This window comes from Falsiruegeria mediterranea M17, from assembly GCF_900302455.1.
Classification (GTDB): Bacteria; Pseudomonadota; Alphaproteobacteria; order Rhodobacterales; family Rhodobacteraceae; genus Falsiruegeria; species Falsiruegeria mediterranea.
Window position 1 is genome coordinate 366,483 of record NZ_ONZG01000001.1, and the last position, 14,669, is coordinate 381,151.

Genomic DNA, 14,669 nt, shown 5'->3' on the forward strand with positions numbered 1-14,669 from the left:
CCTAGCCCTGCCTACAAGATCGGTCCAATGGTGTTTTACAGGTGGTCAAAGAGCCGCCCCGGCAACCGGTCATGGCGCGGCAGGTTCATCGCCCGCATCAGACAGAACATCATCGCCTGGTTGGACGTGACCACCGGCTTGTCCAACGCCGCCTCGATGCGTTCAATCGCCTCGACCGAGCGCATGTCGGTGCAGCTGAGCACAATGGCCTGCGCTTCAGGATGATCGGCCTGACAGGCCAGATCAAACACCTCATCCGGGGCCAGCTCTCCCTGACCGTAGTTACCCAGCTCGCGACCCACATCTGCGCATTTGACCGTCTGGATGCCATTCTCGGCCATAAAGGCCATGGCTTGTTCGTTGATCTCACCCAGATACGGCGACGAGAACCCAACCTTGGTCGCACCAATCGCCTTGATCCCGGCAATCAGCGACCCGGCGGCAGTCAGGGATTTTGCACCAGAGCCCCTCTTGATCTGCTCTGCCAGATCGGCGTCAAAGGACGGCCCGTGAGTCAGCGTGGCAGATGTACAACCATAGAGCACAACATCTGGCCGAACACCCGAGATCATTCGTAGGTCGTGACTGATATCGGATGCCCCCAACCCTGCCATCTGGTCCGAGCCCGGGATTTCATCGACGTCATAGCCACCCATGCGCTGGAAATGAACCGTCGTGTTAGGCGGCCGCATCAATTCCATATCAGGCTCTAAATTAGTGTTTGTGAAAGGAACAAGCACCCCAATCTTTGCCGCAGTGCGTGTTTCGGTCATGTCAACACTCCTTTCAGAACCTCTCGGGCCCGGTCCATGACCTGCGCCTCGCAAATGGTGGCGCGCAGGCAACCGGACAAGCCATAGCCGCCCATACCACGCATCAACAGGTTTTGGTCACGCAACGCCTGATCCGCCGCCTGGGCCTGTTCAGTCGAGGCAAAGCGCAATAGCACAAAGTTGGTGTGGCTGTGTGGCACATGCAGCCCCATCGCTCGGCAATCACTTGCAAACTGGTCTCGGATTACAGCCGTTTTGGCCACCACATCCCGCATATGATCCTGATCGCGCATCGCGGCAGCGGCCGCTGCCTGCGAAGCGATTGAGATGTTGTTGGGGTTCAGCAATTTGCGCACCTCGTTCGCAATCGCAGGCGGGAAATACCCCCAACCGACACGGGCTCCCGCAAGACCATAGGCCTTGGACAGCGTCCGCATCACCACCGTATCGCCGCGATCCACAAGCGCAAAAATCTGTGCAGGATCATTCGCGGCATCCGAAAACTCGGCGTAGGCCTGATCCACCACCAGCATGATGTGGGCAGGTAGCGCCTCGCGCAGGCTTATGATCTCGGCATTACTGATCAACGTGCCCGTTGGGTTGCCAGGATTGCAGACAAAAACAATGCGAGTCTCCGGTGTCAGAGCAGCCAGGATGTCACCTACAGATACGGTCAGATCAACCTCGCGCGCCTTGACATAATCTGCCTGCACTTGCGCCGCAGCAGAAGAGACAAAGGCATAACCATAATCCGTCCCCAACACCCGATCCCCTACCCCTGCATAGGCGCGGATCAGACACCCGATCAGCTCCATCGAACCGGCACCGCATAGGATCATATCAGGCTCTAACTCGTAAATTTTGGAAATTGCAGCCCGCAAATCAGGCCATTCCGGGTCAGGGTACAACGGCAGCTCAGCCATCGCAGCCTGACCCGCAGCAATCGCTGCGGGACTGGCTGGGAAAGCGCTTTCGTTCTGCGCCAGAGAGATCGTCTCGGCCCCTCCCAGATCAGCCAGAGCATAGGCCCCCATGGCCGCGACATGCGGAACAGGTTTGATCATGATGTACCTCCATATGCATTGGCCCCATCGACACTGACCAACCCGCGTCTGAGATCTAACGCCAGAGCATCAGGGTCCCGCTCGGACACGTCCCCGAACCCGCCGCCGCCGGGCGTTTCAAAGATCAGGTAGTCATCGCCTTCGACCCGCAACTCTCCCTTGCCCGGCAGATCGCCATCCCTGTCCCGGAACCGAATACGCCCAGGCGCACCGGGCTGTCCGCCCATCCGCCCCAAGGCGGGGAACTTGAGCCGTTCAACCGACAGGAACACAATGAACGGTGCGCCGTTGGACGACGTCATTTCGATCCGCTGTCCCAGGCCACCACGATACTTGCCAGCCCCACCCGAGTCCGGCCGCAGCTCTCGTCGCCACATAACGACGGGAGCAACCGCTTCGGTGATTTCTACCTGAGAACCAAAGACGCCCGATGGATAGGCCGTCGCCGACAGCCCATCCGTGTGTGGTCGCGCGCCGGTGCCCCCATTGTGGACCGGCTCGATAGCGAACTGACGCCCACCCCTTGCTGCCACTTCGGGCGCATGGCGCATGGGCAGGTCGAACATGCACGACGCGCCCTCGGCGGGCACTTGGTCCGGCAACGCCTGATGCAGGCAGCCCAAAACCAGATCTGGCGTCACCTGGCCCAACGTGTGGCGCATCGCGACTGGAACGGGGCGCTGCGCGTTCAGAATGCAGCCCTTGGGTCCATCCACCGTAAAGGGTTCCAGCGAGCCCGCGTTGTTCGGGATATCCGGCCCGACGATGCAGCGCAGGGCAAAAACAGTATAAGCCGTGGCATAGTTCAGCGGCACATTGATGCCCTTTCTGGAACAACCTGAGGTGCCAGTGAAATCTACGTGAAGCCCTGATTTAGAGACTGTCAGTGTGGCGTGCAGCTCCAGCTCATTCTCATACCCATCCATCCGAAGGACGTTCTTGTAGACGCCTTCGGGCACTTTGGCGATCGCCTCGAGCGTGCCGCGGCGTGAGGTGTCGATAATGTAGCTGCCAAGCTCTTCCAGATTGTCGATCCCGAACTCTTCCATCATCGCAACCAGCCGGTTCACCCCCGCCTCGCAACAAGCGACCAGCGCATAGATGTCGCCCTCATTGGCGATGGGTTCGCGGGAGTTGGCGCGGACAATGTCCATCAACAGGGCATTCAACTCACCCTGATCAACCAGCTTGCAGGGCGGGATCAGCAGCCCTTCGTCATAGATATCCGACCCTTCGGGGCCCATGCCAAGGCCACCCAAGTCGACCAGATGCGAGGTGCAGGAGGTGAAGCCCACAACCCTGCCATCCTTGAACGCGGGCATCATCAACAGAAAGTCGTTCAGATGCCCGGACGCCAACCAAGGATCGTTGGTCATGTAGATGTCGCCAGGCTTCATGTCCTGAACCGGGAAGCGTTCGCGTAGATGCAGCACGGCCTCGGCCATGGTATTGATGTGACCTGGTGTGCCGGTCACGGCCTGCGCCAGCATCCGGCCCTGCACATCGAAAACCCCGGCGGAGATGTCGCCGCATTCGCGCACAATTGGGCTGAACGCCGCGCGGATCAGGGTTTGACCCTGCTCCTCGACCACGGCCAGCAGCCGGTTCCACATCACTTGCAAACGGGCAGCAGAGGTCTGGGTCATGCCGCACCTCCTTTCTGGTCAGCTTCAGTTCCCCCTACCGCTTCGCTACTTGAGGGGTTTTTGTTCAGGACAAGATTGCCGATGGCATCCACATGAGCCGAAAAATCGGCCGAGACGAGCGTGGTGGTCTGCGGCTCGGTGATGAGCGCAGGACCAGAAATGCACTGCCCCGGCGACAGGCTGTCGCGCGACACAAAACCGGCCTGCTTCATCGTGCCCTCCACATCGCACAGGATCGAACGGGTTTCGCCCGGTTTCACGATGTTCAAATCCGGCATTTGGGGTGTCGGTGGAACTGCATCGTCCGGCGTGGCCACCTGCACCGCCCAATTTAGGATTTCGATCTGCATCCCCGGCACCGGGCGCGAGAACTGTTTGCGGTATTCCTCCTCAAATGCCCTTATTAGAGGTTGAATATCGTCCATCTCAAGCGCACGATCCGGTAGGGCGATCTCGATTTCATGGCCTTGTCCGTTGTAGCGCATGAACGCGCTGCGGCGGGTCTCGGTCACGCGATCCCCAGCCCCTTGGGCAACCACCGCTTTGGCTTCGGCGATCATCTCATCAAACAGGGCGTTCACCCCATCCAGTTCCAACGTGTCAAGCACCGAATAGCGCGAGCGCACGATCTCAAAGCTCACCGGCGCAAAGAGGAAGCCGACCGCCGAGCCGACGCCTGGATTGGGCGGGATGACGATGCGGCTGACGCCGGCAGAACGCGCGACACGGGTGGCGTGAAGCGGGCCATTGCCTCCGAATGCGATCATCGTTCGAGGGCCAAGGTCCTTGCCCGATTCAACCGCATGCATCCGCCCAGCGCTGGCCATGCTTTCATCCACGATGCGACTGACCCCATCGGCAGACCCCATGGCGCCGGTGTTCAGTTTGGCTCCAATCAGCCGTGTTAGAGCCGCTTTTGACGCCTCTGGATCGATGCTGATGTGCCCCTCGGCAAAGGTATCGGGCACGATATAGCCAAGGGTGATGTCACTGTCGGTCACGGTGGGCTCGGTCCCGCCACGGCCAAACGCAACCGGACCAGGTTCCGAACCTGCGGACTTTGGCCCCACAGTCAAACGGCCCAACCGATCGACCCCGGCGATGGAGCCACCACCAGCGCCAATCTCGATCATCTCGATCACCGGAATGCGCACCGGCATACCAGAGCCTTTGATGAAACGCGCCGCGCGGGCGATTTCAAACTGGCGAGAGGTCTGGGGGCGGGCGCTGTCAATCAGGCATAGCTTGGCCGTGGTGCCGCCCACATCAAACGACAGCACCTGATCGATCCCGGCCCGTGCGGCAATGCGAGCCGCGAGGATGGCGCCACCGGCAGGGCCGCTTTCCACCAGTCGGATCGGGAAGCGGGCTGCTGTCTCAACCGTGCACATGCCACCGCCTGCGGTCATCATAAGGATAGGGCAGGTCACGCCTTCGCCCGCAAACTGCTCCACAAACCGATTGAGATAGCTTTCCATCAGTGGCTGGATGTAAGCGTTGGCGACAGTGGTGCAGAGCCGGTCAAACTCGCGAGCCTCGGGGCTGACATCCGACGAAATCGACACGGTCAAATTCGGGTATTGCGAGATCAGAACATCACGCAGCCGACGTTCATGCGTGGGGTTGGCATAAGAATGCATCAGGCAGATTGCGACAGCCTCGGCTCCGCTGGCATCGATGTCGTCCAACAGCGCGTCAATTGCTGCCTCCTCCATCTCGATCAGCACCGTGCCGTCGGCTGACATGCGTTCGCGTACGGTCAGGGCCCGTTCGCGGGGCACCAGAAGATCAGGCTTTTCCAGGTTGATGTCATACTGTGAATACCGCCGCTCATAGGCGATCTCCAGAATATCCCGGAACCCTTCGGTCGTAACGGTTGCAACCGTGGCTCCGCGCCGCTCAATCAGCGCGTTGGTCGCCAGCGTAGTGCCGTGGATGAAGCCGGTCACTTGATCCAAAGACCGCCCCGATTGGGCCATCACCCGCGCGGCACCTTCCATCGCGCCGTCTGCAGGGTTTCCGTGGGTGGTAAGGGTTTTGGTCGAGGCCAGGATCGTATCCTCGCCCTCCACCAGAACCGTGTCGGTAAATGTGCCGCCAATATCAATGGCAAGGCGCAGCATGTCTGTTGCTGTCATGAAGTCTTCCAAAAAGCAGGGATTGGTGTCGCAAACGGGATGTAGGCCCCGTCAGTGCGGCACCAGGTTCGCGCCCGTTGCGCGGCGATCCATGCGTTTTGGAATGATCCCTGTCATGAGGATATCATGGCGTCGTTGTGGTCCAAGTCTTTGCTGAAAACGACATGCGCCGCAGAAATCAGGGCTGTTCCCAAAAGGACGCGCGCAACTTGCGCTTCAGGATCTTGCCAATGGAACTGCGCGGCAAGTCATCGCGCAGCTCCACCCGTGACAGGCGCTGCGTCTTGCCAAGCCGAGCGTTGGCCCAGTCCATGATCTCGGCGCCCGTTGCCTGCCCTTCAGGTTTTAGCACCACCAAACCCAAGGGCGTCTCACCCCATGCCTCGGACGGAACCGCGATCACGGCGACATCCGATACATCGGGATGATCTCGCAGCACCCGTTCCAGATCAGCGGCATAGATGTTGAACCCACCCGACAGGATCATGTCCTTTTTTCGGTCCATCAGCGTCAGGAAGCCATCCGCATCAAACCGGCCCATGTCGCCGGTCCGGATGAAGTCCTCTCCTTCGGGACTGCGCCATGTGGCCTCTTGCGTCTTTGCGTCGGCGTTCAGATAGCCTTGCATCATGGCGCCCGCGCGCCCGACGACCTCGCCAAACTCTCCGGGGGGCAATTCGCGACTATCCTCATCGATGATCCGCGCATCGCAGCCTTGAACAGGGCGCCCCACGGTGTCGAGCTTTTCGGGAAAGCTGGCGCAATCCAGCACGGTGCTGATTCCACCTTCGGTCATGCCATAAAGCTCGAACAGCTTTCCGGGCCAGCGGTTCAGGATGTCCCGGATCAAGGGCGCAGGCAGCGGCGCCGAGGTTGAGAGTTTGGTCTGGTAGCTCGACAGGTCATGATCATCAAACGACGGCTCGCGCATCAGGCGCATGTATTGCACCGGCACCAGCATAGCATGGGTGATCGCGTGATTTTGCGACAGCTCCAGAAACCGCAGGGTGTCGAACTTGGCCATGCTCACCACGGTGCCGCCGCGCGCCAGAACGGGCAGCACCGCGACCTGCGTGGTGTTGGAATAGAGCGGCGTCGACATCAGCAGGCGCGCGTCCTGATCCAACCCAAACACTGGCATCCGCATCAACTGCCGCCCGCGAAACAGGTGATCGTGAATGATCCCCTTGGGCGTTCCGGTTGTGCCCGAGCTGTAGATCAGATCGAACATGCTGTCCGGTGGGACGGAAACGGGATGCTCCAATGGTTCTCCAACGGCCCAGTCGAACAGATCGCGATCCAGCACCGCGCCGGCAAACCCAAGTGCCACCGCCATTCCGCTGTGTCGGTCCGAGGCAAACCGCAGCCGCGCACCGCAATCATCCAGCATTTTGGTCAACACATCCGATGTGGCGCTGGTGGGCAAGGGCACCATTGCACCACCAGCCAGAATCACGCCTGCATAAAACGTCAGATAGGCCGCGGAATTGTCGGCCAAGGCCGCAACAGGCGTGCCGGGACCGACACCTTCGGCCTGCAATCTTGCCGCCACACAGCGCGCGTGATGATCAAAGCTGCGCCAGGTCAGGGACACCACCTCATCCACAACCGCGATCTGATCCGGGCGCTCCTTCGCATGCCGGAAAAAGGCAGTTCCGAAATCCAGAAACGCGATGTCTTCGGATTGCGGCGCGGTGATGCGGGTAGGCGAATGGGGCACGGTCAACTCTCGGCTCGGCTACGGAAACTGTCACAACCCTTGCCGAAACGCGCCCCTGCTTCAACTGTTGATACACAAACAGACCCCGCGACGGTACGTCGGCCAAGTCCCGCCGGTCACCCAATCTGACGCCCGGTCAAAGTGGACATTTCCACCCCTTGCAGGGCTTCATGACGCCAGACAACGACAACAGGGGGGAGAGACCTATGTCGTATGACTATGTGATCGTCGGAGGAGGATCCGGCGGATCGACGCTGGCCGCACGCCTGAGCGAAGACCCGAATACAAGCGTTTGCTTGCTTGAGGCAGGCGGCAAAGGCGACAGCATCTTGGTGCGCGCGCCTGCGGCCGTGGTGGCGATGCTGCCCGGCAAACCCAAGATCAACAACTGGGCGTTTGAGACCATCCCGCAAGAGGGTCTCAAGGGCCGTCAGGGCTATCAACCACGTGGCAAGGCGCTTGGCGGGTCGAGTGCGATCAACGCCATGCTCTATGTGCGTGGCCATTCCAAGGACTACGACGAATGGGCTGACCTGGGCTGTGACGGTTGGTCATGGGATGACGTGTTGCCCTATTTTCTGAAAGCGGAAAACAACCAGCACGGCGCCAGCGACATGCACGGTGGCGGTGGCCCGCTGCAAGTCTCGGACCAGCAATCCCCCCGCCCAATCTCGCAAGCTTTTGTCGAGGCGGGCGAAGCGATGCAAATCCGCCGGGTTGAGGATTTCAACACCGGCGACAACGAGGGCATCGGCCTCTATCAGGTGACGCAGTTCCACGACCCTGCCAAGGCGGGAGAGCGCTGTTCAGCGGCGGCGGCTTATCTACACCCAGTCATGGATCGCCCCAACCTGACGGTCATCACCGATGCCCACGCGACACGCATTGTGTTCGAAGGTAAACGTGCCGTTGGCGTCACCTATCTCAGTGGCAAGGCCGACCACGAGGTGCGCGCAAGCAAAGAGGTGATCCTGTGTGGCGGCGCCTTCAATTCGCCCCAACTGCTACAGCTGTCGGGCGTAGGACGGCCGCAAGACATCACACCCCACGGCATCCAGATGGTGCACGAGCTGCCGGGCGTGGGTCAGAACCTGCAAGACCACCTGGATTTCGTGTTGGGCTACAAAACGGCGGACAAGGATAACTTCGGGATCGGGCTGTCAGCTTCGGTCAACCTGCTCAAACACATGGCGGCCTGGCGCAAAGATGGCTCTGGCATGTTGGCGACGCCCTTTGCCGAAGGGGGCGCATTCTTCAAGACCGACCCCAACCTCGACCGCGCCGACGTGCAGTTGCATTTCGTGATCTCGGTGGTCGACGATCATGCCCGCAAACTGCACCTGGGTCACGGCTTCAGCTGCCACGTCTGCGTGCTGCGCCCCAAGACGCGAGGCGACGTCACGTTGAACTCGGCCGACCCTATGGATGCCCCCCGGATCGACCCCAAATTCCTGAGCAATGATGAAGACCTGGCCGTGCTGATGAAGGGAACGCGGATGACCCGCGACCTGATGCAGACGCCGCCGCTGAAGGGGTACATCAAGTCCGAGATGTTCATCGACAACGAACCCACGGACGCCGAGCTCGAAGATCACATCCGCTCGCGTGCGGATACGATCTATCACCCGGTCGGCACCTGCAAGATGGGTGTTGATGAGATGGCTGTTGTGGATCCGGAACTGCGTGTGCACGGGCTCCAAGGGCTGCGTGTTGTCGATGCCTCGATCATGCCACGGCTGATCGGCGGCAACACCAACGCCCCCACAATCATGATTGCAGAAAGAGCCGCCGACATGATCCGCGCGGCGCAGGCTGCCTCACAAGCTGCAGAGTAAAGAGAGAGACATAATGCTTGGCAAAATGATGCATCAGCCGCTGACCATCAGCTCGCTGATCGAACACGCTGGTCGATACCATGGTGACACGACGGTGGTTTCGGTGGAAACCTCGGGCGAGGTGATCCACAGCACCTGGGGAGAGGTCGAGGCCAACGCCCGCAAGCTGGCGTCGGCCCTGGCGCGTTTGGGTCTGAAAACCGGCGACCGCTGCGCCACCATCGCCTGGAACAACCGTCGGCATCTGGAGATTTACTTCGGCGTCGCGGGTGCGGGTATGGTTTGCCACACGATCAACCCGCGCCTGTTCCCGGAACAGCTGATCTACATCATCAACCACGCCGAGGATCAGATCCTGTTCCTGGACCGGACCTTTCTGCCGGTGGTGGCCAAGCTGGGCGAGCATCTGAAGACGCTCAAACACGTCGTGCTGATGGGGCCGCGGGATGAAGAAGCCGCAGCCATGGTCGACGGGCTGCTGTTCTATGACGAACTGATCGAGGGCGAATACGACGACGCCACCTGGCCCGAGCTGGACGAAACCCTGCCCTCGAGCCTGTGTTACACGTCCGGCACCACCGGCAACCCCAAGGGTGTGCAGTACACCCACCGCACCACCGTGTTGCATTCAATCGCGGGCAACCAGCCCGATGGTATGGCGCTGTCGGCCAAGGATACTGTGATGGCCGTTGTTCCGATGTTCCACGCCAACGCTTGGGGTGTGCCCTATATCGCCGCCGCCATCGGTTGCAAAATCGTGCTGCCGGGGCCGAACCTGGATGGCGAAAGCCTGGTGAAACTGATCGACGGTGAACAGGTGACCGTCGCGCTCGGCGTGCCAACCATCTGGATGGGTCTGCTGGCGGCGCTGGAATCCACCGGGTCCAAAGCGGAAAGCCTGAAACGCACGGTTGTTGGTGGTTCGGCCCTGCCCACGGTGATGATCCCCACCTTCCGCGACCGATATGGCGTGGAACTGATCCACGCCTGGGGCATGACCGAAACCAGCCCGCTGGGTACGTTGAACCAGCTGTTGCAAAAGCACGAAGGCCTGTCGGACGCCGAAAAAGGCAAGATCCGCGAGGGACAGGGGCGGCCGCCTTATGGTGTCGAGCTGCGTCTGGTCGATGACGAAGGCACACGTCTGGCCGAGGATGGTGAGACCCAGGGCAACCTGCAAATCCGCGGCCATTGGATTGTAGATACCTACTTCAAGGCGGACGGCACGGCGCTGACTGAGGATGGCTGGTTCGACACCGGCGACGTCGCCACGATCGACAGTGACGGCTACATGATCATCCGCGACCGATCCAAGGACATCATCAAGTCGGGTGGTGAATGGATTTCAACTGTTGAGTTGGAAGACATCGCCATTTCGCACGACGCCGTAGCCAACGCCGCCGCCATTGCGGCCAAACACGCCAAATGGGACGAACGACCCGTGATCATCGCGATCAAACATGGCGGCACCGAACTGGACGAGGCCGCGCTGCTGGCGCATTACACAGGCAAGGTTGCGTCCTGGCAGATCCCCGACAAGGTGATCTTTGTCGATGAACTACCCTTGGGCGGAACCGGAAAAGTGCTGAAAAACAAACTGCGAGATCAATTCGGTGACATCCTCCTGGACGCTGGCTGATCGACACAGGGCCCCTGCCAAACCGTCGGGGGCCCGAATTTCCCAACAGTTTTACCTGTTAGGCTTCGCTTAACACCTCCCCTGATATTTCTTAACTCGGGTGATAGAAATAGGTGGTGGAGATGGGTGCGCAAACCAATGCGGCGCCAGTCATCATCAAACGGAAAAAGGTAGTTGGTGGCGATGGCCACCATGGCGGAGCCTGGAAGGTCGCTTATGCGGACTTCGTGACGGCGATGATGGCCTTTTTCATGTTGATGTGGCTGCTGAATGCAACAACTGAAAAACAGCGAAAGGGTCTGGCTGACTACTTTTCGCCAACGGTCCCGCTGAATCCGGTATCCGGTGGCGGCAATGGTGCTTTTGGTGGGGACAACATGTTCTCGGAAAAAACCATGGCCATGAATGGGTCGGGTGCCAGCACCCGCTATCGGTCTGACGGTGACAAGGCGCGCGGTGCAACCGGCGTTGACAAACAGGGTGGCGACAATGCCGTCAACGAAGAGTTCAAGACAATCGAAGCCGCCCTCATGGGGCGCGGTGGAGAAAGCCTGGTCAGTAAAGAAGCGCTCAAACATATCGTCACGCGGGTGACCGACGAGGGGTTGATTGTTGAACTGTTTTCAACCGAGGGCGAACCTCTTTTCGAAGAGCACACCGACCGGCCAACGCCGCTGATGAAAGAGCTGGCACGATTGGTCGTGCGCCATTCCGGCCTTGTGTCCAACGGCATAGCGATCGGCGGGCATATCCGTGCCCATCCGGTGGTTCTGGCTGACAGCCCCGTGTGGGAGCTGTCGACGGCCCGCGCGGCCCGCACCCGAACTTTGTTCGAAGGGTATGGCCTGGACGAGGAACGCATCAAGCGGGTCACGGGTCACGCCGATCGCAAACTGACGGCCAAGAACCCGATGGGCGCCCGGAACGACCGGATAGAAATCATCTATCTGCGCGATCAGTAGAACAAGATAGATCGGTTTTTAGCTGTTAGCGGGGTGTTAAGTGCTGGTGCGGTAGCTGTTGCGTCAAGATTAGTTTCTTGATGCAGCAGAAAGGCGTATCCATGACGATTTCCTCCTCGCTGAATGCGGGCATTGCGGCGCTCACCGCAAATGCCAGCCGATTGGCGTCGATTTCAGACAACATCGCGAATTCTTCGACCTACGGGTACAAGCGCGTTGAAACCGATTTTCATTCCCTGGTGAACTCGACGAGTGGCGGGAATTATTCTGCTGGTGGCGTGCGTTCCACGACCCAGCGAATGATCGACCAGCGCGGGTCGCTGGTCTCGACATCGAATGCCACAGACCTGTCAGTGCGGGGCGGCGGCATGCTTCCTGTGGTGAAGACGTCCGAGATTGCCAACAGTAACGGCACTCCGAACATGTTGCTGACAACAACCGGGTCGTTTCGTACCAACGACGAAGGCTACCTGGTGACCGAATCCGGTCTGACACTGATGGGTTGGCGCGCAAACCCGGATGGCACCATCCCCAACCTGCCACGCGACACGTCGGATGGCCTCACCCCGGTTCAGCTCAGCGTCAATCAGCTTTCGGGTTCGCCAACCACGCAGATGAACCTGCGCATGAACTTGCCTGCCACCGCGACCGAGGCCGGGTCCCCCGGAGATTCACAGCCGCTGTCGGTCGAGTATTACGACAACTTGGGCAAATCAGAAAATCTGCAGGTTGAACTGGTCCCCGTTGTCCCCGCCACGGGCGAAAGCAACCAGTGGACCATGATCATGCGCGACACCGCCTCTGGTGGCACCGTTGTTGGTGAATACACGCTCACATTCAACGACAGTCGAACCGATGGCGGCACCCTTGCCAGCGTGACCAGCACCACCGGTGGAGCCTATGACGCAACCACCGGGTCGATGATCGTCAACGTGGCCGGTGGCCCGATGGAAATCAACATCGGCCGTCCGAACGACCCGAATGGAATCACGCAGCTTTCTGACACCTTTGCCCCGGTTTCGATCACCAAAGACGGCTCTGCCGTGGGTACGATGACCCGGGTCGAGGTGGACGAAAACGGCTTTGTCCACGGCTTCTTTGACAATGGTGCCAGCCGCAAGATCTTTCAGATCCCGCTGGTGAACCTGCCAAATCCCAACGGGTTGGTCGCGCTCGACAGCCAGACTTATGAACCCTCCCGCGAAAGCGGCACCTTCTTCCTGTGGAACGCAGGCGAAGGCCCAACTGGCAGCATCGCCGGGTTCTCGCGCGAGGAATCGACCACCGACATCGCCAACGAGTTGACGGCAATGATTCAAACGCAGCGTTCGTATTCATCCAGCGCCAAGGTCATCACGACCGTGGACGAGATGCTGCAGGAAACCACCAACATCAAGCGCTAACCCGCGCTTGATTGACCCGTTCAAAGGACGTCATCCATGACAATTTCTTCGGCATTCAACAATGCGCTCAGCGGCCTTTCGGCAGCTGGACGCGCAACTGGCATCGTGTCGGACAACATCGCCAATGCGCTCACTCCGGGGTATGCGCGGCGGTCATTGGAAGTCGCCACAAACGGGTACACAGGCAACGGGGTCCGCGTCGTCGGCGTGACGCGACATGCGGACCCTGTGTTGCTGTCAAACCGGCGCGACGCGGATGCGACGCACGGATACACAAACACCATCGCCGGTTTCCACGCAGCTTTGGAAAAGGCCGTTGGCACGACCGACGATCCAACCTCGATCACGTCCCGGATCGCCGATTTTGAAAGCGCGCTGTTGCAAGCCGCGAGCATGCCGGAATCCGCCACGCGCCTGGGGTTGGCCGTCACCGGCGCCAAGGATCTGGCAAGTTCGATTTCAAACGCCTCCGAAGAGCTACGCCAAACCCGCTCGGCAGCGGATCGCAGTATCGACAGCCAGGTCGATCGCCTGAACGCGACGCTCAAATCTGTCGAGGATCTGAACAAGAAAATTCAGGATGTCTCGGGGTCCGGGGGTAACGTCAACGCCTTGCTGGACCAGCGTCAGCAGGCAGTCGACGAGATCAACAAGATCGTGCCCGTCAACATCGCGCAACGCAGCAATGGTCAGATTGCCCTGTTCACCGACGGCGGCGCCGTTCTGGTAGATGGCAAGGCCGCCACACTCAGCTTCAACCTGACCGGGGAAACCAAACCCCATATGACGGTGCAGAACAACCTGCTCTCGGATCTGGAAATCAACGGCATCGCGGTACGAACCAGCGGTCCCACCTCGGCCATCCGCGGCGGCACGCTTGCCGCCCAGTTCGAGGTGCGCGATGTCCTGTCGGTGCAGGCACAAGAAGATCTGGATGCCGTCGCTCGCGATCTGATCGAACGCTTCGCGGCCCCTGGCCTTGACAGTACCGTTGGCGCCGGTCAGCCGGGTCTCTTTACCGACGACGGCGACCCCTTTTCAGCCACAGCGCCCGCCGGTCTTGCTGGCCGGATCGAAGTCAACTCAGTGGTTGATCCCGATCGCGGCGGCGACACCTGGAAACTCCGCACGGGTCTTGGGGCCACCACCCCGGGTGAGCAAGGCGATGCACGCCAGCTCAAAGCGTTTGAGGCGGCCATGACCAGCACACTCGCCCAGCCCGACAACCGCTTTGGCACGGGTGACATGACAGCGGCAGGCATCTCTGCCGCCCTGCTGTCCAAGGTGGCATCGGACAACAGCACCTCGTCTCGGGCACTCAGCTTTGCCTCGGCCAACAAGGCTGAAATGACACGCGTCGAACAAGAAAACGGGGTGGATACCGACGCCGAGGTTCAGAACCTGATCCTGGTTGAACAGGCCTATGCCGCGAACGCGCGCGTCATCCAAGTGGTGGACGAACTGATGGACACTTTGTTGAGGTTGTAAA

10 protein-coding genes are annotated in these 14,669 nt (G+C 60.1%); 5 read left to right on the plus strand and 5 right to left on the minus strand.

Annotated features, from left to right (window positions below; translation table 11 throughout):
- Window positions 1-35: 35 nt before the first annotated feature.
- The 5 genes from TRM7615_RS01775 to TRM7615_RS01795 all read right to left on the minus strand — a co-directional run bounded on the left by TRM7615_RS01775 (window position 36) and on the right by TRM7615_RS01795 (window position 7,341).
- On the minus strand, window positions 36-773 hold the full coding sequence (locus tag TRM7615_RS01775; protein ID WP_108785192.1) for a maleate cis-trans isomerase family protein: 738 nt from the start codon (window positions 771-773) through the stop codon (window positions 36-38).
- Window positions 770-1,837 carry a pyridoxal phosphate-dependent aminotransferase gene (locus TRM7615_RS01780; RefSeq protein WP_108785193.1) on the minus strand — a complete coding sequence of 356 codons (1,068 nt, stop codon included), beginning with the start codon at window positions 1,835-1,837 and terminating at the stop codon, window positions 770-772. Before TRM7615_RS01780 ends, TRM7615_RS01775 begins: the two co-directional genes overlap by 4 nt.
- The gene (locus TRM7615_RS01785; RefSeq protein ID WP_108785194.1) at window positions 1,834-3,483 is read right to left on the minus strand and encodes a hydantoinase B/oxoprolinase family protein; all 1,650 of its coding nucleotides are present in this window, start codon (window positions 3,481-3,483) and stop codon (window positions 1,834-1,836) included. Before TRM7615_RS01785 ends, TRM7615_RS01780 begins: the two co-directional genes overlap by 4 nt.
- Complete coding sequence (locus tag TRM7615_RS01790) at window positions 3,480-5,621, minus strand: hydantoinase/oxoprolinase family protein (RefSeq protein ID WP_108785195.1); 2,142 nt, start codon at window positions 5,619-5,621, stop codon at window positions 3,480-3,482. Before TRM7615_RS01790 ends, TRM7615_RS01785 begins: the two co-directional genes overlap by 4 nt.
- Before the next feature lie 178 nt (window positions 5,622-5,799).
- Window positions 5,800-7,341 (minus strand): class I adenylate-forming enzyme family protein, encoded by a 1,542-nt coding sequence (locus tag TRM7615_RS01795; RefSeq protein ID WP_235823994.1) that lies wholly within the window; start codon window positions 7,339-7,341, stop codon window positions 5,800-5,802.
- A 206-nt stretch (window positions 7,342-7,547) separates the two neighbouring features.
- Here TRM7615_RS01795 and TRM7615_RS01800 point away from each other — a divergent pair, with 206 nt between their 5' ends.
- The 5 genes from TRM7615_RS01800 to flgK all read left to right on the plus strand — a co-directional run bounded on the left by TRM7615_RS01800 (window position 7,548) and on the right by flgK (window position 14,668).
- Window positions 7,548-9,176: a GMC family oxidoreductase gene (locus TRM7615_RS01800; RefSeq protein ID WP_108785196.1), complete on the plus strand. Its 1,629-nt coding sequence runs from the start codon at window positions 7,548-7,550 to the stop codon at window positions 9,174-9,176.
- 13 nt (window positions 9,177-9,189) lie between these two features.
- Entirely contained in the window at window positions 9,190-10,815 is a 1,626-nt protein-coding gene (locus tag TRM7615_RS01805; RefSeq protein WP_108785197.1) for a long-chain-fatty-acid--CoA ligase, read from the plus strand.
- 122 nt (window positions 10,816-10,937) lie between these two features.
- Complete coding sequence (locus tag TRM7615_RS01810; RefSeq protein WP_108785198.1) at window positions 10,938-11,777, plus strand: flagellar motor protein MotB; 840 nt, start codon at window positions 10,938-10,940, stop codon at window positions 11,775-11,777.
- Between the two features lie 101 nt (window positions 11,778-11,878).
- Entirely contained in the window at window positions 11,879-13,180 is a 1,302-nt protein-coding gene (locus TRM7615_RS01815; protein ID WP_235823995.1) for a flagellar hook protein FlgE, read from the plus strand.
- A gap of 36 nt (window positions 13,181-13,216) precedes the next feature.
- Entirely contained in the window at window positions 13,217-14,668 is a 1,452-nt protein-coding gene (gene flgK / locus TRM7615_RS01820) for a flagellar hook-associated protein FlgK (protein WP_108785200.1), read from the plus strand.
- The last annotated feature ends 1 nt before the right edge of the window (window position 14,669 follow it).